Here is a 20299-nt window from a genome sequence, read left to right as displayed (position 1 = left end):
CAAGCTCTCAGGAGAGCTAAAATGAACGCCCTTCCGAAAATATCCGCTCCGGCTGCCGTCGAGTCGCTGTTCACGCCGTTTCAGCTTGGCCCGTCGATGCGGCTCAAGAACCGGATCATCCTGGCCCCTTGCACACGCAACCGCTCGGAACTCGACTTCACGCCAACGAGGAGCGCCATAAGGCACTACGCGTCGCGCGCAGCCGCGGGGCTCCTGATCACCGAAGGCGTGGTCGTCGCTCCAGAGGCGCGCGGCGGGCCCGCCCTGCCCGGCATCTACACCCAGGCACACGTCGATCGCTGGTCCGAGGTCACGGCGGCGGTCCACGCCAAAGGCGGGCTGATCTTCAGCCAGCTCTGGCACCTCGGCCGAATGGCCCATTCCTTCTACAGTGGGACGCGCGCCCTGGCCCCTTCGGCGGTGCTGGACGACGCGCCGAGACATGGCGAGCGCTATTACGACTTCCGCCACGAGATGCCCGTGGCGATGACCGACGGGCAGGTTCGCGACGCCATCGCCGCCTTTCAGATGGCGGCCAGACGCGCTCGCGAAGCGGGCTTCGACGGCATCGAGCTTCACGCGGCCAACGGCTACCTCTTCGACCAGTTCCTCAAGCAACACACGAACCGTCGAACCGACGCCTGGGGCGGCACCGCCGAGAAGCGGGCGCGGTTCCTGAAGGAGGTGTTCGACGCGTGCGCCGCCGAGATCGGCGCCGAACGGATCGGCGTCCGCCTGTCGCCAGCCGACTACATGTCGGAAATGGTTCATACGGACGGAGACGAGGACGCCCTTCGGATCGCCTTGGCGCACATCGAGCGCCACAAGGGCGCCTACGTGCACACCGGCGCGGAAGACGACGTGTTCTGCTCGTATCTGGGAATGACGCCCACGGAGTTCCTGCGTCGCAACTTTGCCGGCACGGTGATCGCGAACGGCGGCTACACTCCCGAGGCGGCCGCCCAGGGCATCGAAGCTCGGAAAGCCGATCTTTATTCCTTCGGCCGGCTCTTCCTCGCCAATCCCGACCTCGTAGAGAAACTGTTCGCCGGCGAACCGCTCCGCCCCTATGCGAGGGCGGTCTATGACACGATGAGATGAGCCCGCCGGCTGGGGTGAAGACCGGGATCGGCAGGGTCTCGACCTCCCCCCCCGAAACGCCCACGAGGCGGCCTCCGGGGGGATCGGGGTCAAGTCCGGCCGGTCAGGCGACGTTGGTGGTATCGGTGGCGCAGACGCGAAGGCGGTGGCCATCGGGATCGGCGGCCACGAAGGTGTAGCCGAACTCGAGCGTGGTCGGTTCGAGCACCATCTCGACGCCTTTGGCCGTCCAGTCGGCATGGAGCCGGTCGACGTCTTCCTTGGTGGCGTCGCTGAACGACAGTTCGAAGCCGCCGAAGGACGGCTGGGGCTTTGGGTCGATCGCATGCTTGGACTGCAATCCGACGACAAAGCCATCGCTCAGGGCAAACACCGAGAAGTCCTGGAACGTCTCGACAGGGTCGGCCTTCAGTATGTCCCGGTAGAAGGCGGTGCTGCGATCGACGTCGTCGACGTAGAGAATGAGGCTGTTGGCGCGAAACATCGGGTATCCTCGTCTTGAAAATACAGGCGGAATGCCTGTGGAACCGAGGCGCAATATCCTCTAGCCTTACTGACAAAAGTCGACAGTAAGGGTCTGGGGGAAATACCAAGATGGCGCGAAGCGACCGACTGCTGCGATTGCTGCAGGCACTGCGCACCTTGCCCAGCCCGGTGACCGCCGATCGGTTGGCGGAGGAGACGGAGGTATCGGTTCGGACCATCTATCGCGACATCGACAGTCTCAGGGCGGCCGGCGCGACCATCGAGGGGGCGACCGGCTTCGGGTACCATCTGGTCGAGGACATGGCCTTGCCGCCCCAGATGTTCAGCCGGATCGAGATCGAGGCTCTGGTACTCGGGCTCGAAGAGGTCAAGCACGTCGGCGACCCCGAACTGGCCAGGGCCGCCGAGGCGGTATTCTCCAAGATCACGGCGATGCTGCCGGAGCGGCTGCAACTGCATGCCGTTCACGCCGTCAACGGCATCTACAAACCGACAGCTCCCCCCGCCCCCGCGCTGGACATGGCCGCTCTTCGTTCGGCCTGCTGGCAGGAAGACGTTCTGGCCATCCGCTATACCGACGAGAAGGGGCGAACGACCGACCGGGAGATCTGGCCCCTCTCGATCCTCTACCTGGATAACGCGCTGATCCTGATCGCAAAGTGCTGCGATCGAAACGCGTTCCGGCGCTTCAGGATCGACCGAATCAGCGACCTTCGCCCAACCGGCCGCAGCTTTCGCCCGCACAGGGTCGCCTTGCTCCGGGCCTTCATCGCCGAGGCCGAGGCAGAGCAGCGCCGGCAGTCGCCCGGCACCAAGTCCAACTGATTTCTCCCAAAACGCCAGCGAGGCGGACTCCGGGGGGAGATCCGCCTCGCGTCCGACGCCGGGGGGGGCGTGATGCGCGGTTGGGAAGCGACCGCGCGTTCTCCGGCGACGCGGGAGTTATCATCGCCGGAAACCCGATGAGGGAGACGCCGGACGGCGTTCGGTCCCTCGTGAAACTTGAAATCCTCCGCTCCGACTATTGTCTCGAAACGATTCATTTTCAAGGTGAAAGTCTGGCCGGGGAGATCGGTCTCCCCGGCAAGTGGCTTTTTTGTCGTACAAATCAGGCGACGGAGAATTTGCTCTCCATGCGCCAATCCTTCGGCAGCTTGCGCGTCTTGCCGGTGACCTCGACCTTGGCGCGCTGGCGGATGTCGGCGCTGGAGGCGCCGAGCTGCAGCTCGTGCTCGCCCGGTTCGACCACGCGGTAGCCCTCGGGACCGGTGAAGCACAGCATGTCGACCGGCACGGTGAAGGTGACGGTCTTCTCCTCGCCCGGCTGAAGCTCGACGCGACCGAAGGCCTTCAGCTCCTTGACCGGCCGCACCACCGAGGCGAGGCAGTCGCGGATGTAGAGCTGCGGCACGGCGACGCCCTTGCGGCTGCCGGTGTTCTTCACCTTGAAGCTGACGACGATCTCGCCGGTCTCCACGTCCACCTTGTCCGACTTCAGCTTCAGCTCCTCGAACTCGAAGTCGGTGTAGGAAAGGCCGTGGCCGAAGGGATAGCGGCTGCCGAAGTGGCGGGCGATCGGCGTGCCCGAGCTCTTGAGCTTGTGGTTGTAGAAGTAGGGCGAGGCGCCGACGCTCCGGGGCACCGACAGCGTCAGGCGGCCCGACGGCTCCACCTTGCCGGAGAGCACGTCATGAAGCGCGTTGCCGCCTTCCTGGCCGGCGAAGAAGGTCCACACCTGGGCGGCGACCTTGTCTTCCAGGCCACCGAGCGTGTACTGGCGACCGGCCGACACCACCACCACCACCGGCGTGCCGGTGGCGACCACGGCCTCGAGCAGCTGCTGCTGCACGCCCGGCAGGTCCAGCGAGTCGGCGTCCGAGCCCTCGCCCACCGTGCCGGTCTGGAAGATGCCCGAGAGGTCGCCGACGCAGACGATGGCGACATCGGCCGCCTTGGCTGCCTCGACGGCATCAGTGATCATGTCGGTGCGCGTCGACACCGTCGACACCTGGGTGACCACCGACGAGTCGTCGACGTCGCCCGGGAACACCGGCGCGCCGGACTTGCGCTCGTCGAGGATGTTGCAGCCGCGAGCGTAGATCAGGTTGGCGTTGCCGGCGGCGGCCTGGAAGGCGGCGCGCGGCGTCACCACCGTGGCGGCGCTCTCGTTGGCGTCCGACAGGATCAGGTGGACCGGGAAGGAGTAGTCGCCGAGCAGCGCCAGCGGATCGTCGGCGGCCGGGCCGATCATCGCCACCTTCTTCTTCGGGTCGAGCGGCAGGATGCCGTTGTTGGACAGGATGGTCACCGACTGCTCGGCCACCTTGCGGGCGACGGTGATCGCCTCGGGGCTCTGCAGGCGGATGGCCGTGTCGTCGGCATAGGGCTTCTCGAAGATGCCCAGGCGGAACTTCTCGGTCAGCACGCGGCGGACGATCTCGTCGATCTTCTCCACCGTGATCAGGCCGCGGTCGAGCGCCTCGCGCAGATGGGTGGCGCAGTCCTCGCCCGGCAGTTCCTGGTCGAGACCGGCGTTGAAGGAAAGCGCCGCCGCCTCGGCCTGGTTGGAGGCGATGCCGTGGTGCTGGTAGAGCAGGCTGACGCCAATGTAGTCGGCGACGACGAGGCCGTCGAAGCCCCAGTCCTCGCGCAGCACCTTGGTGAGCAGGTGCTTGGAAGCGTGGCTCGGCTCGTTGTCGATGTCATGGTAGGCCGGCATCACCGAGCCGGCATTGGCCTGCTTCACTGCCATTTCGAACGGCAGCAGGAAGATGTCGTTCAGCTCGCGCCAGCCGAGATGGATCGGCGCGTGGTTGCGGCCGCCTTCGGAGAAGGAGTGGCCGACGTAGTGCTTCAGCGTGGCCAGGAAGTCGCGCTTCGGCCCCTGCATGCCGCGCACGTAGCGGGTGGCCATGACGCCGACGAGATAGGGATCCTCGCCGAAGGTTTCCTCGGTGCGGCCCCAGCGGGCGTCGCGGGCGACGTCGAGCACCGGCGCAAGGCCCTGGTGGCCGCCGAGCGAGCGCACCTCCCCGCCGATGATCTTGCCGACCTCTTCGATCAGCTCGGGATTGAAGGTGGCGCCATAGGCCAGCGACGACGGGAACAGCGTGGCGCCGCGCGCCATCATGCCGGAGAGGCACTCTTCGTGGCTGATGGCGGGGATGCCGAGGCGCGTTTCCTCGACCAGGAACTTCTGCAGGCTGTTGAGGGCGCGCACGCCTTCGGCCGGATCGATCGAACGGGTGCCGAGCGGCCGGGTGATCTGGCCGAGGCCCTTCCGCAGCATGTCGGTCAGGGTCGTCTCGTCGGACTGGCCGATGAAGGCGTCCTCGGTGCGCGGGCGGTGCTTGCCGTGCTGGTCGAGCACCAGCCACATGGCGTGCAGCTGGGCGATCTTTTCGTCGAGGGTCATGCGGCCCATGAGATCGGCGACGCGATCGGCGACCGGCTTGCTGGGATCTTTGTAAACGAGGGTCATGATGAACTCTTCGCGGCCGGGGCGGCCGTCCTGCTGGGTCAGATGTGGTTAAGCGCGATGCCGTCGGCGTCGAACAGGTGGCAGCAGTCGGCGGGGGCGGCGTAGGTGGCGCTGTCGCCCGCCTTCACCCCGCCATCGCCCGGCACCTTGGCGATCAGCGGCGCCGAGGTGCCGCCCTCCAGGTAGACGAAGCTGTATTCGCCGAAATGCTCCACCGCCGACACCTTGCGCGTCAGCGTCTGCGGGGCCGGGCCGACGACCGGCGAAAGATGCTCGGGCCGCACGCCGAGGGTGACGGGCGCACCGGCGGCAAGCGTCGAGCCGTCGACCGGCACCGTGAGTTCCTCGCCGTGCTTCAGCACCACGCGGGCGCCGGCCGGCTCCTGGGCGACGAAGGTCGCCTCCAGGAAGTTCATGGTCGGCGATCCCAGGAAGCCGGCGACGAACAGGTTGCGCGGCCGGTGGTAGAGGTCGAGCGGCCGGCCGACCTGGGCGATCGAGCCGTGCTTCAGCATGTCCTTGCCGGCATGCAGCAGCACGATCTTGTCGGCGAGCGCCATGGCTTCCGTCTGGTCGTGCGTCACGTAGATCATCGACGCCGCCGGGAAGTTCCGGTGCAGCGTGGCGATCTCCGAGCGCATGTGGACGCGCAGCGCCGCGTCGAGGTTCGACAGCGGCTCGTCGAACAGGAACACCTTGGGCTGGCGCACGATGGCGCGGCCGATGGCGACGCGCTGGCGCTGGCCGCCGGAGAGCGCCCGCGGCATGCGCTCGAGCAGCGGCTCGATCTGCAGGATGCGGGCGGCGTCCTTGACGCGGCGGTCGATCTCGTCCTTGGCCGTCTTGGCCTGCCGGAGGCCGAAGGCCATGTTCTCGTAGACCGACATGTGCGGATAGAGCGCGTAGTTCTGGAACACCATGGCGACCTGACGGTCGGCCGGCTCCACCTTGTCGACCACGCGGTCGCCGATGCGGATCTGGCCCGAGTAGCCGGTTTCGAGGCCGGCCACCATGCGCAGCAGCGTCGACTTGCCGCAGCCCGACGGGCCGAGGAACACGCAGAACTCGCCGTCTTCGATGGTGAGATCGACGCCGCGGATGACGGGGAAGTTGGCGCCGAAGGACTTGTTGACGCCGGAGAGGGTGATGCTGGTCATGGAATGCGTCTCCGAAGCCTCAGCCCTTGAGCGAGCCGGCCATCATGCCCTTGACGATCTTCTCCTGCCCGAAGGCATAGGCGACGACGAGGGGCAGCGACGTGAGGGTGACGACGGCGAGGATCGCCGGGATGTTGGAGGTGTACTGGCCTTGGTAGTCCCAGATGGCGAGCGGCAGCGTGCGGGTGCTGGTCGACGACGTCAGCACGTAGGCGAAGATAAACTCGTTCCACAGCATGATGCCGTTGTAGATGGCGATGGTGGAGAGTCCCGGCCCCGACAGCGGCAGGAACACCTTGAAGAAGATGGCGAAGGGACCGCAGCCGTCGAGCCGCGCCGCCTCCTCCAGCTCCTTGGGGATCTGCCGCATGAACTCGGTGAGGATGAACACCGAGATCGGCAGCGACGTCGCCACATAGGGACCGATCAGCGCGAACTGGCTGTCGTAGAGGCCCAGTTGGCGCGTCATCAGGTAGATCGGCACCAGGGTGATGTGGATGGGCACGATCATGCCGGCGACGATCAGGCCGAACAGCGCGTCGTTGAAGCGGAAGCGCATGCGGGCGAAGGCGAAGGCGGCCATGGCCGAGATCAGCATGATCAGGAGGACCGAGAGCACCACCACCATCACCGAGTTCTTGAAGTAGGTGAGGAAGGGTCCGTTGAGCACGCTTTCGTAGTTGACGAAGTCGAGCGCCTTGGGCAGCGCCCAGACGGAGCTGGAGAAGGACTCCTGCTGCGACTTGAAGCTGGTCATCACCATGAACAGGAAGGGCACGGTGGTGACGGCGAGCCAGAACAGGCCGAGGACGGGGACGGCGATGCGGCCGGTGACGCGGGCGACGGGCGAGCTGGCCATGGGTCAGACCTCCGTTTCGTAGCGCTTGGAGAAGCGCAGCAGCACCGAGGCGATCAGGATGACGACGATGAACATGCCCGAGGCCACCGTACTGCCGTAGCCGAGCTGGAACGAGGAAAAGACGTTGCGGTACATGTAGGTGGCCATCAGTTCCGACGAGCCTTCCGGTCCGCCGCCGGTCATCACGTAGATGAGGTCGAAGTAGCGCAGCGCGCCGATGACGGAGAGCACAACGGCCGTGCGCATGGTGCCCTTGAGGTGCGGCAGCTTCATCTTCCAGAAGATGGTCGTCTCCGACGCGCCGTCGAGCTTGGCCGCTTCCGAGATCTCGGCCGGGAACGAGGCGAGGCCGGCCATGAACAGCACCATGTAGAAGGGGATGTACTGCCAGCAGACGACGGCGATCACCGCGCCGAGCGAGAAGCGCGTGTCGCCGAGCCAGTCCTGGGCCAGATAGCCGAGGCCGACGAAATCCAGGAGCGCGTTGAGCGGGCCGAAGGTGACGTCGTAGAAGTATTTGAACAGGACGCCGAGGGCGACCGACGACATCAGGAGCGGCAGGAAGTAGAGGATCTTGAGGATGCGCGAGCCCTTGCCCGCGTTGTCCAGCACCACCGCCAGCACCAGGGCGATCGGCATCTGCACCACAACCGAGAAGACGGCCAGCAGGATGTTGTTCCAGGCGGCTTCCCAGAACAGCGTGTCGACGGCGAGCTTCTTCCAGTTGTCGAGCCCGACGAAGCGGGCGTCGGAACCGAGGCCGTTCCAGTCGAGCAGCGACAAGCGGAAGCTGTCGATCAGCGGATAGATGAGATAGACGGCGAGCAGCAGGATGGCGGGCGCCAGGAAGATGGCCGGCGCGAAGGTCCTGAGAGACAGAGCCGCCCCTCCCGCTCCGCCGTCGGCGGGGCGCGTCGTAATGTCGGTCACGGTGGTGATCCTCCGTCCACGGTCCTCGGGGCCCGATTCCGGCGCGTTTCTGGCCGGGCCCTCACTATTTTGCCCCGCCGGCGGCGTACCGTCGGCGGGGCCGTTCTCGGGAGGAAGTTACTTCAGCTCTGCCTTGGCAGCGGCCTCGAATTCCTCGGCCACCTGCTCGGGCGTCTTGGACAGGCCGAACAGCGCCTGCGAGGTGTCCTTATGCAGCTCGCCGAGCTTCGGCGGCAGCTCCTGGTCCCACCAGAGCTGCACGCTCTTGGCTTCGCCGACCAGCTTGGAGACTTCCTGCAGGAACGGGTTGTCGACCTTGAGGTTCTTGATCGGCGGCAGACGCGAGTCGGCCACGCGGCCGGCAGCGGCGGTATCGTCGGTCAGGAACTTGATCAGCTCGACGGCCTTGTCCTTCTCGGGGCAGGCATTGGTGACGGAGACGAAGTTGTCGCCGAGCGTGCCGAGGAGGTCGGACGGATCACCCTTGCCGCCGGGAACCGACGGGAACGCGAAGAAGCCGAGCTTCTTGGCGAATTCCGGGTTCTCGTTGCCGATGGTCGAGGCTTCCCAGGTGCCCATCAGCTCCATGGCGGCCTTTTCGGTGTACAGAAGGCGACGCGAACCGCCGACGTCATAGTCGAGGCCGTTGTAACCCTTCTGGAAGGCACCGAGGTTGACCAGCTCCTGCAGGCGCTTGCCGGCTTCCACGAACACCGGATCGGCGAACGAGCCGCCGTCCTTGCGCTGCGCGGCGTTGGCGAAGGCCTCGGGGCCGCCGATGCGGTCGACGAGGTAGCCGTAGTACATCGAGCCCGTCCACTTGTTCTTGTTGGCGAGCGCGAAGGGAGCGATGTCGTTCTTCTTGAGGACGTCGATGACATGGAGCAGTTCGTCCCAGGTCTTCGGCGGCGTCAGGCTGAGCTTCTCGAACATCTCCTTGTTGTAGAAGACGACGGCGATGGCGGTGTTCTCGGCCGGCAGGCCGTAGATCTTGCCGTCGACGGTGACGGCGCCGAAGCTGGCCGGCGCGAAGCGGTCCTTGAAGGCCGCATCCTTGTCGAGATACGGCGTCAGGTCGACCACCTGGTTGGCGGCGACATACTCACGGAACGGACCACCGCCCCAGGAGCTGAACACGCACGGCGGCTCGTTGGCGCCGAAAGCGATCTTGATCTTGGTCTTGTAGGCATCGTTGAGGATATGGGTATCCTCGACCTTGTAGCCCGGGTTGGCCTTCTCGAAGCGGTCGGCGGCGTCGCGGATGACCTTGACGGCGCCTTCGGTGGTCTGAAGGTCCCACACCGAGATGACTTTGTCGGCCGAATGCGCCGCGAACGGAACGACGGCCATCATGGCGGCGCCGCAAGCCAGCGCCGAGAGTTTGGAAACGAAATTAGAAGACACCTTCTCCTCCCAAGGATCACGTTGAGCCAGATACCCGCATCGGGTCCCCCGAAAACCGAAATCCACTTTTCGGCCGATGCTCTGGCAACGGGTGACAGCCGAACGTTAGCGCTAACGTTCTGCAACGTCAACACTACCAGTTGGGCGTTGACGCGGCCGTCCCCAAAGCTCTTGCTGGAGGGGTGTATCTCGTTGCTCGCCACCCACAGCCGGCGGTTTTCCGCGTCTTTTCAAGGTCGGAGGGCCATCGGCGCAGTTGACAGCCAGCGGGGCATCGGACAAACAGGTCCGAGGCCCGGAAACCATTCGACCAAATGATGAAGCGACTGTATCCAACGTTAGCCGAGGTCGCCAAGGTCGCCGGGGTCTCCCTGATGACGGCTTCGCGGGCGATCAACAACCGGCCCGGCGTCTCGCCCGAAAAGCGCGAGGACATCCTGCGCATCGCCGACGAGATGGGCTATGTCGCCAACCGCGCCGCCCAGAAGCTGACCGGCGCCCGCACGCGCATCATCGGCGTGGTGGCCGAGCTGCACACGCCGTTCACCTCCGACCTGCTGCTCGGCATGGGCGCGGTGGCACGCGCCGCCGACTACGAGATGCTGGTCTACTCGCTGCCGGTCTGCGACCGCCGCCCGCCGCACTCCATCATCGACATGCTCAGGCAGATCGCCGACGGCGTCATCGTCATCCTGCCTTACGAATCCGACTATCTCGAATCGATGGCCACCGCCCACATTCCCGTGGTCACCATCGAGCAGGGCGTCGAGTCTGCCTTTCCCTCAGTCACCGCCGACAACTACCAGGGCGGCTGTGCGGCGCTCCGCCACCTCATCGAGCTCGGCCACCGCCGCATCGCCTTCATCTCCGGCAACGACCGCCTGACCTCGGCGCGCGACCGCCGCCGCGCCTATCGCGACGTGCTGGCCCAGGCCCGCCTGCCCCACGACCCTGCGCTGGAGGTGGACGGCGACTTCCTGCGCAAGAGCGGCTTCGAGGCGGCCCAAAAGCTGCTGGCCCTCGACGACCGGCCCACCGCCATCTTCGCCGCCAACGACACCTCCGCCTACGGCGCCATCGCCGCCATCCGCGAGGCCGGCCTCTCCGTGCCCGGCGATATCTCCGTCGTCGGCTTCGACGACATCCCCATCGCCTCGCAACTGCACCCCCAGCTCACCACCGTGCGCCAGCCGCTGCAGCAGATGGCCCGCGCCTCCGTCAACCTCCTCCTCGCCCTCATCGCCGGCCTCGAAGCTCCCTCCGAGCAGATCGTCCTGCCCACCCAGCTGATCGTCCGCGAGTCGACGACGCCGCTGAAGGCGAAGCGGAAGAAGGAAGAGGCGGTGAAGGTGGTGCGGGCGAGCGTGGGGACGGCGAACCTCGCGAGGTAGGCGGCGCCGGAGCCAGACGATGCCCGACAACGACTATGACGCCTTCGCGGCGGCCTATGATGCCGACAACGAGACCAACGCCTGGAACGCCCATTACGAACGGCCGGCCATCCTGTCGCTGGCCGGAGACGTCCACGGGCTCAGGGTGCTCGACGCGGGATGCGGCGGCGGAGCCCACGCCGCGATATTGGTCGAGCGCGGGGCGATACTGACCGGCATCGACGCCAGCGCCGGCCTGCTGGACATCGCCAAACGCCGCCTCAACGGCCGGGCGCGCCTGCTGGTGACCAACCTGAACGAACCCCTGCCCTTCGCCGATGGCTCCTTCGACCTGATCGTCGCCTCGCTGGTCATGCACTACCTGCCCGACTGGTCACGCCCTCTGTCGGAGTTCCACCGCCTGCTATCCCCGAACGGCCGCTTCGTCTTCTCCACCCATCATCCGTTCATGGACCACCAACTGGCAGGCCATGAGAACTACTTCGAGACCTACGGCTTCAACGACACGTGGCAGCGCGGCGGAAAAACCATGACCATGCGCTTCTGGCATCGCCCGCTGCACGCCATGTTCGACGCCCTCAAGACAGCTGGCTTCCGCATCGAAACGGTTCGCGAACCACAACCCGCCCCAGAGGCCCGCGACCTGTTTCCGGACGCCTACAAATCCCTGACAACCGAGCCCCGCTTCATCTTCTTCTCGACGGTGAAGGTGTGAACGGATGTTCCGCAGCGGAGGGGGCAGTTAGTAGTCGACTTCCACATCGACCTCATCCACACAGGTTTGGTCTTGAGAATGACCAGTGCCCGTGTACCAAGGGCCTGCCATAATTGTCACTGCTGATATATCTACAACGGCCATACAGCGCCACTCTCCTCCCGGGGGCAAACCACGAGAGCTTTCACCATCGAACTGAAATGCAAGGACGTGCTCTTTGCCGTGTTTCAGCCCTATGACGTGCGGGCAAATATAGCGAACTAATCCTTTATACGTGCAGCTAATTTGCTTTTTCTCTAAGATGGCTTGCCTAAATTGGCTGTATACAGAGTTGGGCACAGCTGCCTCCTTCACGGAGAAGCCACAATTACCACTCTCCTTTCTATTGAATAGTCGCCATTAAGAATTAAGTATAGACCCTAATAGATTGTATTAGCTCGCCAGAGGGAAAAATGGACGTCAAGTTTCAGGTATTCGTCAGCTCGACTTTCTCAGATCTGGAGGATGAGCGCCGAATTGTAATAGAGCAAATATTAAGCCTGGGACACATTCCTATTGGAATGGAATTATTCCACGCATCTGACGATACGCAATGGAATTATATTAAACGCCGGATCGACGAGTCGGATTACTACATTGTTATCGTTGGAGAGCGCTACGGATCCGAACTTAAAAACAAGAGTTACACCCAGATGGAGTATGAATACGCGATAGAAAGAGGTGTACCTGTTGCGGCATTTCTGCTCCATAACTCAGCAAGAGAACGCTGGCCTCAGAGTAAAGTTGAGTCCAGCAAGCTCGACAAAATAAATAAATTCCGCGAATTATGCGAAAGAAAACTAGTTAATTACTGGAAGAACGGTGACGAGCTAGCGGCAAAGGTGACCACAACATTGGTCAGTATGTTTACAAATTTTCCTCGGACGGGCTGGGTAAAAGCCGACAAGGCAGCTTCACCAACAGTTGCGAACGAAATAGCAAAGTTATCTGAGGAAAACAGACAGCTAAAATCCGAGATCGAGAGATTTTCTAGTTCAGAAATACCCCCCAGAGAGGTCGTCGCCAGAATAAAGAGCATGAGAAGTAAAAATATAAACAAATACATTACGACGGAAGACGACACTCGAAAAGACATCGACATATATGAAACATTCACGATCATAAGCAGAGTGTTCACAATGGGCGCATCTGAGATGCAAGTTAAAAATGAGATTGATAATTCAATTTTTGATAACTCACAGAACACAAATCTAAAAGTCATCATGTGCGACAGACTCATAGAGGAATACATTCTCAATAAGCTCATATCTGCGTATGAAATTCAGCGAGAATTTTTCGGAAGAATAGAAACCGACACGAGATTCATACTTACTGACTATGGGAAGGACTTCGTCGGCTATGCCGAGCAGTTGGCTTCGGAGGACTATCCAGCATAGCCACGCCGCCGGCTCGAATGCTCCCGCTTGACAATGTCGCCAACCTCTCGCAAAAATTGAGCATGGTCGAACCGGACACCCACATTGTCTCCCGCTTGGCCGGCATCTCCACGGTGGGGTGCCGGGATGTCGACCACGCAAGCTGAACCAGCGGATCGCCAACCCTGGCCTCGCCCTCGCGGACGAGGTTTTTGGCGTTGGACGTGTGCCTCGTCCCATCTTTTTCCAAGGACATGACCATGGCACAGAACATCTACGACAATCCCGAGTTCTTCTCCGGCTACACCCAATACCCCCGGCAGGTGATCGGCCTCGACGGCGCCACCGAGTGGCCCGCCGTGCGCGCCATGCTGCCTCCAATCCAGGGCAAGCGGGTGGCCGATCTCGGCTGCGGCTTCGGCTGGGCCTCGCGCTGGATGCGCTCGCAAGGCGCAGCGTCCGTCCAGGGCTTCGACCTCTCCGAGAAGATGATCGCCCGCGCCCATGAGGATACGGACGACCCGGCCATCGACTATCGCATCGCCGACCTCGAGACGCTGGAGTTGCCCGAGGCGGCGTTCGACCTCGTCTACAGCTCGCTCGCCTTCCACTACGTCAAGGATATCAGGCGCCTGATGCGCACCATCCACGACGCGCTGGTGCCAAACGGCGATCTGGTGTTCACCACCGAGCACCCGATCTACATGGCGCCGGCGCACCCGCGCTGGCTGGTCGACGAGGACGGCCGCAAGATCTGGCCCGTCAACAGCTACTCGATCGAAGGCGAGCGCCGCACCGAGTGGTTCGTGAAAGACGTGCTGAAGTACCACCGCACCATGGCCACCACGCTCAACACCCTGATCGAGGAGGGCTTCACGCTCCGGCGGCTGAGGGAGTTCGGCCCGACGCCCGAGGAGGTCAGCCGCTCGCCCGACCTCTCCGAGGAGGAGGTCGAGCGGCCGATGATGCTGCTGGTCGCGGTGCACAGGCCGTAATCCACGAACATCGAGCCGCCCGCGACGAAAGGCGGGCGGCTCGCCAAATACTAGTCTATCGGCTCTATTGCCGCCTCTCGCCTATCGTCGCTAGAGAAGCAGCAAACATACCGGAGTACGAGTAAGCCCCGGCAGCGCTCGCGACAGCGTCAACGGCACAGCCATAAATCGGAACTGAATCTTCCATTCTAATTTCCCAGATCGCCCGTAGTTAAATAAATGGCAAACATTAGACCGTCACAACGCCCCAAATGGAGAATATTAGTAATCGTATTTCCGAACTTTATAGTTGATAAGAACCACGAAAAACTAGAAGAAATTATGGTAATAACCAATATAATCTCGATAGAATACAAACTAAAAACACTTATAAAAGGAAGAAGATGGACATTATTTGCACTAACTTATCTTGATTATTATGAATTACACAGTATTTTTGAGTCACTTCAAAGCAACGACGTCAAAATATACGTAAAATAGGACCCAATCTCATACTCCCCGATTGCCCTCCCCCGGCGCGATCCCCACCTATCCCGTTGACGGATTTTGCGTCTTCCCCGAGGGGTCCATCATGCGGCTTGCCGGCAATGTCATCTGGTTCGTGTTCGGCGGCGCCTTCACGGCGCTGTTGTGGCTTCTGGGCGCGGCGGTGTTCGCGCTGTCCATCGTCGGGCTGCCGCTGACGCGGGCGGCCATCGAGATGGCCAAGCTCAGCGCCTTTCCCTTCGGCAAGGACGTGGTCCACGTGCGCGAGCTCGACGGCAAGGGCGTGACGCCGGTCACCGCCGTCACCGGCACCGTCGGCTTCGTGTTCAACGTGCTGTGGCTGGTCACCTTCGGCCTGGCGCTCTGCCTGTCCTATCTGGCGCTCGGCATCGTCTACTGCCTGACGATCATCGGCATTCCCTTCGGCCTGCAATGCTTCAAGCTGGCCGGCATCTCGCTCTGGCCGGTCGGCCGGCGCGTCGTCAGCATCGAGCTGGCCGACGTCGCCCGCCGCCAGACCGCCGAGGCCACCTTCGCCCGCCGCCGCGCCGGCTGAGCGGCGGCAGACAGTTGCGACCTGGACGCCTTCCAATCTTAAGCCTCCCGCCAGAAAGCCACCACCATGGCGTTTCCGGCCCATTGCCAGACAACTCGCCGCATGTAACCTGCCTTGGCAGATCGACGACGGTTTGGGAGGGCGCTGTGCGGTTCGCGGCAAGGCTGATGTGGTTCGCGCTGGGCGGAGGCTGGACGGCATGCCTCTGGCTTGTCGGCGCCGCCATCTTCGGCCGCGTTCCCGGCGGCGAGCCGCTCTGCCGCGCCGCCATCGAGATGGCCGGGCTCAGCATCTCCCCCTTCGGCCGCGACGCCGTGCACGTTCGCGATCTCGGTGGACAGGACGCGCCAGTGACGCCGGCCCGCCGCATCCTCGGCCTCGCGCTCGGCACCCTGTGGATGCTGACCTTCGGCATGCTGCTCTCGGCCGCCTATCTCATCCTCGGCGCCCTCTGCTGCCTGACGGTGCGCGGCCTCCCGCTCGGCCGGCAATGCTTCAAGCTGGCCGGCATTGCGCCCTGGCCGGCCGGCCAGCGCGTCATCAGCACCGATCTCGCCACCGTTCCCCGCCAGCAGGCGGCGGTGGAGCGCTTCGCCCGCGCCCGCCTCCGGCAATCGAGCCGCGACGGGCGGGCCGACCGGCCGGGCGGCCTGCCGCCGGCCACGGCAAGATAGGACGCCGAACCCGGCGGGAAAGCGGCGTTTCGTCCGGCAGGCCCGGCAACCCGTCGCCGCGACGGGCGATAGACACAATCCCTGATGGGGATAACGAATATATAAGAACTGCAATGTACCGATAGAGCGACCTCGCCAGATACCACCTCCCGGAGTGATGCCCGACCGCCGACCGGGGATGGCGTCCCCTATGGAGCACTCTGGCCCCATTGCCCTCGCGGCCATGCCGGAAGCGTCTGCGACCCGAAAGCGGCGCCAACACCGAGAAGCAAGGCGTATGATCGGAAATGCGTTCTCCATGATCCCCGACACCAAGCCACCGGACCGCCGTCTGCTGGGGTTTGGTCGCTCGAACTGGCAAACCGCCGCCATCGTCGCGCTGTGCGTCACCGCGAGCTGCCTCACCGGCATCATCACGCGGCCGCCGGGCTTTCTGGCCGCGCTCTGGCCCGCCAATGCCGTGCTGCTGGCGCTGTTCATGCGGCTGCCGTCCTCCGCCAGCCTGCCCGGCATTCTCGCCGCGGCGGCGTCCTACGTGCTGGTGGATCTCTATCTCGGCTCGTCCATCGCCCACACCGCCCTCCTCAACGCCGGCAACATGGTCAGCGTCCTCGCGAGCTACTTCGCCTGGAAGGCTTTCGCGGGCGACCGGTCGTTCCTGGAGGCGCCGAATGCCGCCCTCGGCCTGATCGTCGCCTGCGGCGTCGGTTCCGCCGCTGCCGGGCTGGTCGGCGCGCCGACCGATCACATCCTGTTCGACGGCAGCTACTGGCGCGGCTGGACTTACTGGTTCGCCACCGAGTTCAGCAACTACATGATCTTTCTGCCGGTGCTGCTGACGGCCAGGCCCACGCGGCGCTCCCTCGACTGGGCGCGGCCCGACCCCATGCGGCAGGCCTGCGGGCACATCGCCCCCGCGCTGGCCGTCCTGCTGTCGGTCATCCTGTCGATCGCCTTCGAAGGCCCTGGCGCCCTGGCCTTTCCCATTCCGGCGCTGCTGTGGGCGGCGCTGACCTATTCGGTGTCGTCCACCGCCCTCCTCGCCATGCTCCTCAGCCTGTGGTTTGGCTATTCCGTTTCGAGCGGCGACTTTCTCGGCATCGCGCCGACCGACCAGAAGGCGCAGGCCTCCCTCCGGCTCGGCATCTCCCTGATCGCCCTGTTCCCGGTCGCGCTGTCCCTGGTGATGCGGGACCGCAACGAATTGCTGGCGCGGCTCCGGCACAGCGCCACCCACGACGCGCTGACCGGCGTCCTGAATGCCGAGGCGTTCCGGAGCGCCGCGCGGGCGGCTATGCTGACCGGCCGGCCGTTCGCCTTCCTGGCGCTCGACATCGATCACTTCAAGCAGATCAACGACCGCTACGGCCACGCGGCCGGCGACCTCGCCCTGGCGAGCTTCGCCGAGGCCATCGGCCGCGAACTCGGGCCGGACGACCTGTTCGGCCGGCTCGGCGGAGAGGAGTTCGCCCTGCTCGCGACGGGCCGCTCCGGAGAGCAGGCGGACGCGTTCGCCGAAAGGATTCGCCAGGCCATCAAGGCGCCGGTGTCGTTCGCCGACGGCGTCGTCCTCACCATGACGGTCAGCATCGGGCTGGTGGCGCGGCAGGGCGGCCCGGCCCCGTCGCCCGACGACGTCATGACCGAGGCGGACCTGCTGCTCTATCAGGCCAAGCGGAACGGCCGCGACCGGGTGGAGACGCAGCCGGACGCCCCCGCGCCGCGCTGACGGCACCATCGCCAAGGCAGCCTGCCCCGCCGGAGCGGGACAGGCGTCGGCATCAGGCCCCGAGGCCGAGCCAGTAGCGGTGGAGGCCGTCGACGTCGCCGCTGGTGAGGAACGGCATGGCGCCGACCAGCGCGGCGGCGTCCCACTCCCACCACCTCATCTCCAGCAGCAGGGCGATCTGCCGATCGTCGAACCGCTTGCGGATCGGCTTGGCCGGATTGCCGCCGACGATGGCGTAGGGCTCGACGTCGCGGGTGACGAGGGCGCGCGTGCCGATCACCGCGCCGTCGCCCACCGTGACGCCGGGCATGATCACCGCCTCCGAGCCGATCCACACGTCGTTGCCGATCACGGTGTCGCCCGAGGGACGGTAGCCATTTTCAGCCCCGGCGAAGGCCGGCACCTCGGGCATCCAGTAGAAGGGAAAGCTGCTGATCCAGTCGTGCCGGTGGCCCTGGTTGCCGGCCATGATGAAGGCGGCGCCGGAGCCGATCGAGCAGAAACTGCCGACGATCAGCCGGTCGACGCCCTCGTCGGGCAGCAGATAGCGGGCGCAGTCTTCGAAGCTGTGGCCGTGGTAGTAGCCGGAATAGTAGCTGAAGCGGCCGACGACGATGTTGGGATTGGTGACCTGCTTGTCGAGGGTCACGCCCCGGAAGGGGCTTTCGAAATAGTTGTCCATGGTGACGATCTCTGAATGAACGGAGCATAGAAACGCGGCGCGAGAGTCGGTTGGCTTCGCGCTATCGCCCCGATGCGTGGCCCGGGGCATCATTCAGAGGGTTCGTCGTGCGGCTTTCACTCTGTCCTCATGGGTCAACGGCTGCGATGATAAGCCAGGGAACGCCGCGCTGCAATCGCCGGCCTTGGCAGGCAGTGTTCGGGCGCATTTCAGGGAAAACATCCCCTGCCCCTTGAATATCCGAGATTGTCACCTATCTGTCATTCTGTGAGTGTACACACACCACTGACGCTTCTGATCTTTGACCACGGATGTACTGGCACTGATCATGGAGGCGTTGGAGAGAAGGTCGGGTTCGTCCCGGCCTTTTTGCTATCTGCACTTTGCTATCTGCACTGGCGCGCGATCTTCAACATCGCGACTGATACCGCTTGAGCTGGATGAGTCCAGATCAAGCGGAACGGGCATGACGCTCGCAAGACCTTTCCACTCCCCCATCCACTCCCTCAGGACACACCGCCCGACCGCCGGCCCGCCCTCGCGAAGTCCCCTGCGATCTGGTACCTTGCATAAACAGATAGCTTGCTATATCCAACATCTCGACAATGAGGTGCCCATGGCCGACTCCATCCTCGTCCAGCTTCGGAAAGGCGCGCTCGACCTGTGCGTTCTCGCCGTGCTTTCGCGGGGGGAGAGCTATGGCTACGAGATCGCCAGCCAACTGGTCGCCGCCGTCGGCATGGGCGAAGGCACCATCTATCCGCTGATGCGGCGCATGCAGAACGACGGCCTCGTCGCCACCCGCATCGTCGAATCGAGCAACGGACCGCCGCGCAAGTACTACCGGCTCACGCCGCTGGGCTTGTCGGTGTTCGAGGCCCACCGCCGCGACTGGAAGAGCTTCACCGGCGCCGTCGACACACTGCTTGAGGACCTGCCATGACCAGGGACGCTTTCCTGCGCACGTTGAAACTGGAGCTGGCCGGCCTGCCGCCCCGCGAGATCGACGACATCCTCGCCGACTATGCCGCCCATTTCGCCGACGCCTCGGGCCGCAGCGAAGAGGAAGTGGCCGCCGCCCTCGGCGACCCGGCCCGCATCGCCCGCGAATTGCGCGCCGAGGCCGGGCTCCGTCGCCTCGAGGCCCACTGGAGCGTGGGCAACCTCGTGGGCGCCGCCGTTGCGCTGGCCGGCCTTGCCATCGTCGACCTCATCCTGCTGCTGCCGTTGCTCCTGGCGGCATTCATCGTCACGACCGCCATCGCCGGCGCACTGGGCGTTTCAGGCATCGTCGCCGTGGCCATCATATTCGGCGCCGGCGATCTGCCTTTCAACGACCTGACGATGATCGGAACGCTGGCGCGCATGCTGATCGGCGCCGGCCTGCTGAGCTGCGTCGTCGGCGGCGCCGCCTTGCTGCTGATGGGGCTCGGCGTGGGCATCCGCCTGCTCGGCCACTACGCCCGTCTGCATTTCCGCCTTGCGCGGCCAAACCAAGAGATCGCTGGAGGACTTGGGTCATGATGGGGAAACTGGCAATCGTCGCCGTGACCGGGCTGGTCGGCGGGGTCACCCTGCTGGCGCTGGGCATCGGACTGTCCGGGCAAGGCCTGGCCGAAGCGCGGAAGCTGTGGGGCGGCTCGTCCTCCACCTGCCGCGGCGCCACCGCCGCCGGCCGGGAGATCACCCTGCCCTTCACCGCTGGCGACAGCCTCAGGATCGACATCCCCGCCTCCGTCACCTATCGGCCGGGCGACAAGGCGGAGGCGGTCGTCCGTGGCGACCCCGAGCTTATCGGGCATGTCCGGATCGACGGCCAGCGACTGACGTTCGATTGCGATCCGGGCTGGGGCGCGTCGGGCATCGAGGTCGCCCTGTCGGGACCGGCGATCACCGACTGGAAGATGAACGGCAGCGGCAAGCTGGCGCTCACCGACATCGACCAGCCCAAGCTGACGCTGAGCATCATGGGCAGCGGCTCCATCGCCGCCACCGGCGCCGCCGACGTCGTTTCGGTGAGCATCAAGGGGTCGGGGACGGCGCGGCTCGACGACCTGACGGCGAAGTCGGCCGAGGTCAGCATCCACGGCAGCGGCGATGCCGAGGTGAACGCCCAATCGGACGCCTCCGTCGCGATCTACGGCAGCGGCAACGTCGAGATCAGCGGCCGGCCGGTGATGCGGCAATCGCGGATCATGGGCAGCGGCCGCATCACCCAGACGCAATGACCGAAGCCGG

Annotated in this window: 19 protein-coding genes; 12 read left to right on the top strand and 7 right to left on the bottom strand. The window is 64.4% G+C overall.

The window, feature by feature from the left end; all coding sequences use genetic code 11:
* Positions 1-21 precede the first annotated feature (21 nt).
* The gene (locus tag QQZ18_RS21640; protein ID WP_284543073.1) at positions 22-1101 is read left to right on the top strand and encodes an alkene reductase; all 1080 of its coding nucleotides are present in this window, start codon (positions 22-24) and stop codon (positions 1099-1101) included.
* A 103-nt stretch (positions 1102-1204) separates the two neighbouring features.
* Here the strand turns inward: QQZ18_RS21640 and QQZ18_RS21635 are convergent, their stop codons facing one another.
* Positions 1205-1585: a VOC family protein gene (locus QQZ18_RS21635; protein WP_284543072.1), complete on the bottom strand. Its 381-nt coding sequence runs from the start codon at positions 1583-1585 to the stop codon at positions 1205-1207.
* A gap of 110 nt (positions 1586-1695) precedes the next feature.
* Between QQZ18_RS21635 and QQZ18_RS21630 the strand changes: the two genes are divergently transcribed.
* Positions 1696-2412: a helix-turn-helix transcriptional regulator gene (locus QQZ18_RS21630; RefSeq protein WP_284543071.1), complete on the top strand. Its 717-nt coding sequence runs from the start codon at positions 1696-1698 to the stop codon at positions 2410-2412.
* A gap of 283 nt (positions 2413-2695) precedes the next feature.
* Here the strand turns inward: QQZ18_RS21630 and QQZ18_RS21625 are convergent, their stop codons facing one another.
* From QQZ18_RS21625 to QQZ18_RS21605, 5 genes are all read right to left on the bottom strand, one after another.
* Positions 2696-5068: a glycoside hydrolase family 3 N-terminal domain-containing protein gene (locus QQZ18_RS21625; RefSeq protein ID WP_284543070.1), complete on the bottom strand. Its 2373-nt coding sequence runs from the start codon at positions 5066-5068 to the stop codon at positions 2696-2698.
* 38 nt (positions 5069-5106) lie between these two features.
* On the bottom strand, positions 5107-6225 hold the full coding sequence (locus QQZ18_RS21620) for an ABC transporter ATP-binding protein (RefSeq protein ID WP_284543069.1): 1119 nt from the start codon (positions 6223-6225) through the stop codon (positions 5107-5109).
* Positions 6226-6244: 19 nt separating this feature from the next.
* Positions 6245-7084: a carbohydrate ABC transporter permease gene (locus tag QQZ18_RS21615; protein WP_284543068.1), complete on the bottom strand. Its 840-nt coding sequence runs from the start codon at positions 7082-7084 to the stop codon at positions 6245-6247.
* 3 nt (positions 7085-7087) lie between these two features.
* Positions 7088-8014, bottom strand: a complete 927-nt coding sequence (locus QQZ18_RS21610; RefSeq protein ID WP_284543067.1) for a carbohydrate ABC transporter permease — start codon at positions 8012-8014, stop codon at positions 7088-7090.
* Between the two features lie 117 nt (positions 8015-8131).
* Positions 8132-9418: an extracellular solute-binding protein gene (locus QQZ18_RS21605; RefSeq protein WP_284543066.1), complete on the bottom strand. Its 1287-nt coding sequence runs from the start codon at positions 9416-9418 to the stop codon at positions 8132-8134.
* 314 nt (positions 9419-9732) lie between these two features.
* Between QQZ18_RS21605 and QQZ18_RS21600 the strand changes: the two genes are divergently transcribed.
* From QQZ18_RS21600 to QQZ18_RS21570, 7 genes are all read left to right on the top strand, one after another.
* The gene (locus tag QQZ18_RS21600; RefSeq protein ID WP_342398938.1) at positions 9733-10809 is read left to right on the top strand and encodes a LacI family DNA-binding transcriptional regulator; all 1077 of its coding nucleotides are present in this window, start codon (positions 9733-9735) and stop codon (positions 10807-10809) included.
* A 19-nt stretch (positions 10810-10828) separates the two neighbouring features.
* On the top strand, positions 10829-11524 hold the full coding sequence (locus tag QQZ18_RS21595) for a class I SAM-dependent methyltransferase (RefSeq protein ID WP_284543065.1): 696 nt from the start codon (positions 10829-10831) through the stop codon (positions 11522-11524).
* A gap of 452 nt (positions 11525-11976) precedes the next feature.
* Positions 11977-12960 (top strand): DUF4062 domain-containing protein, encoded by a 984-nt coding sequence (locus QQZ18_RS21590; RefSeq protein WP_284543064.1) that lies wholly within the window; start codon positions 11977-11979, stop codon positions 12958-12960.
* Positions 12961-13199: 239 nt separating this feature from the next.
* On the top strand, positions 13200-13934 hold the full coding sequence (locus QQZ18_RS21585) for a class I SAM-dependent methyltransferase (RefSeq protein ID WP_284543063.1): 735 nt from the start codon (positions 13200-13202) through the stop codon (positions 13932-13934).
* Between the two features lie 571 nt (positions 13935-14505).
* Positions 14506-14976: a YccF family protein gene (locus QQZ18_RS21580; protein WP_284543062.1), complete on the top strand. Its 471-nt coding sequence runs from the start codon at positions 14506-14508 to the stop codon at positions 14974-14976.
* 146 nt (positions 14977-15122) lie between these two features.
* On the top strand, positions 15123-15650 hold the full coding sequence (locus QQZ18_RS21575; RefSeq protein ID WP_284543061.1) for a YccF domain-containing protein: 528 nt from the start codon (positions 15123-15125) through the stop codon (positions 15648-15650).
* A gap of 277 nt (positions 15651-15927) precedes the next feature.
* Positions 15928-17379 carry a GGDEF domain-containing protein gene (locus QQZ18_RS21570; RefSeq protein WP_284543060.1) on the top strand — a complete coding sequence of 484 codons (1452 nt, stop codon included), beginning with the start codon at positions 15928-15930 and terminating at the stop codon, positions 17377-17379.
* A 52-nt stretch (positions 17380-17431) separates the two neighbouring features.
* Here QQZ18_RS21570 and catB read toward each other — a convergent pair whose 3' ends face one another.
* A complete protein-coding gene (gene catB / locus QQZ18_RS21565) occupies positions 17432-18061 on the bottom strand; it encodes a type B chloramphenicol O-acetyltransferase (protein WP_284543059.1) in 630 nt (209 codons plus the stop codon).
* 616 nt (positions 18062-18677) lie between these two features.
* Between catB and QQZ18_RS21560 the strand changes: the two genes are divergently transcribed.
* Genes QQZ18_RS21560 through QQZ18_RS21550 form a run of 3 tightly spaced genes read left to right on the top strand, consistent with a single transcriptional unit; the run spans position 18678 to position 20289 of the window.
* Positions 18678-19004, top strand: a complete 327-nt coding sequence (locus tag QQZ18_RS21560) for a PadR family transcriptional regulator (RefSeq protein ID WP_284543058.1) — start codon at positions 18678-18680, stop codon at positions 19002-19004.
* The gene (locus tag QQZ18_RS21555) at positions 19001-19585 is read left to right on the top strand and encodes a DUF1700 domain-containing protein (RefSeq protein WP_284543057.1); all 585 of its coding nucleotides are present in this window, start codon (positions 19001-19003) and stop codon (positions 19583-19585) included. Before QQZ18_RS21560 ends, QQZ18_RS21555 begins: the two co-directional genes overlap by 4 nt.
* Positions 19582-20289 carry a GIN domain-containing protein gene (locus QQZ18_RS21550; protein WP_284543056.1) on the top strand — a complete coding sequence of 236 codons (708 nt, stop codon included), beginning with the start codon at positions 19582-19584 and terminating at the stop codon, positions 20287-20289. The genes QQZ18_RS21555 and QQZ18_RS21550 overlap by 4 nt, the downstream gene beginning before the upstream one ends.
* The last annotated feature ends 10 nt before the right edge of the window (positions 20290-20299 follow it).

The sequence above is a fragment of the Pleomorphomonas sp. T1.2MG-36 genome (assembly GCF_950100655.1).
Taxonomy (GTDB): domain Bacteria; phylum Pseudomonadota; class Alphaproteobacteria; order Rhizobiales; family Pleomorphomonadaceae; genus Pleomorphomonas.
Note: the sequence above shows the minus strand (reverse complement) of the source record. Positions and strands in the feature narration are given on the sequence as shown.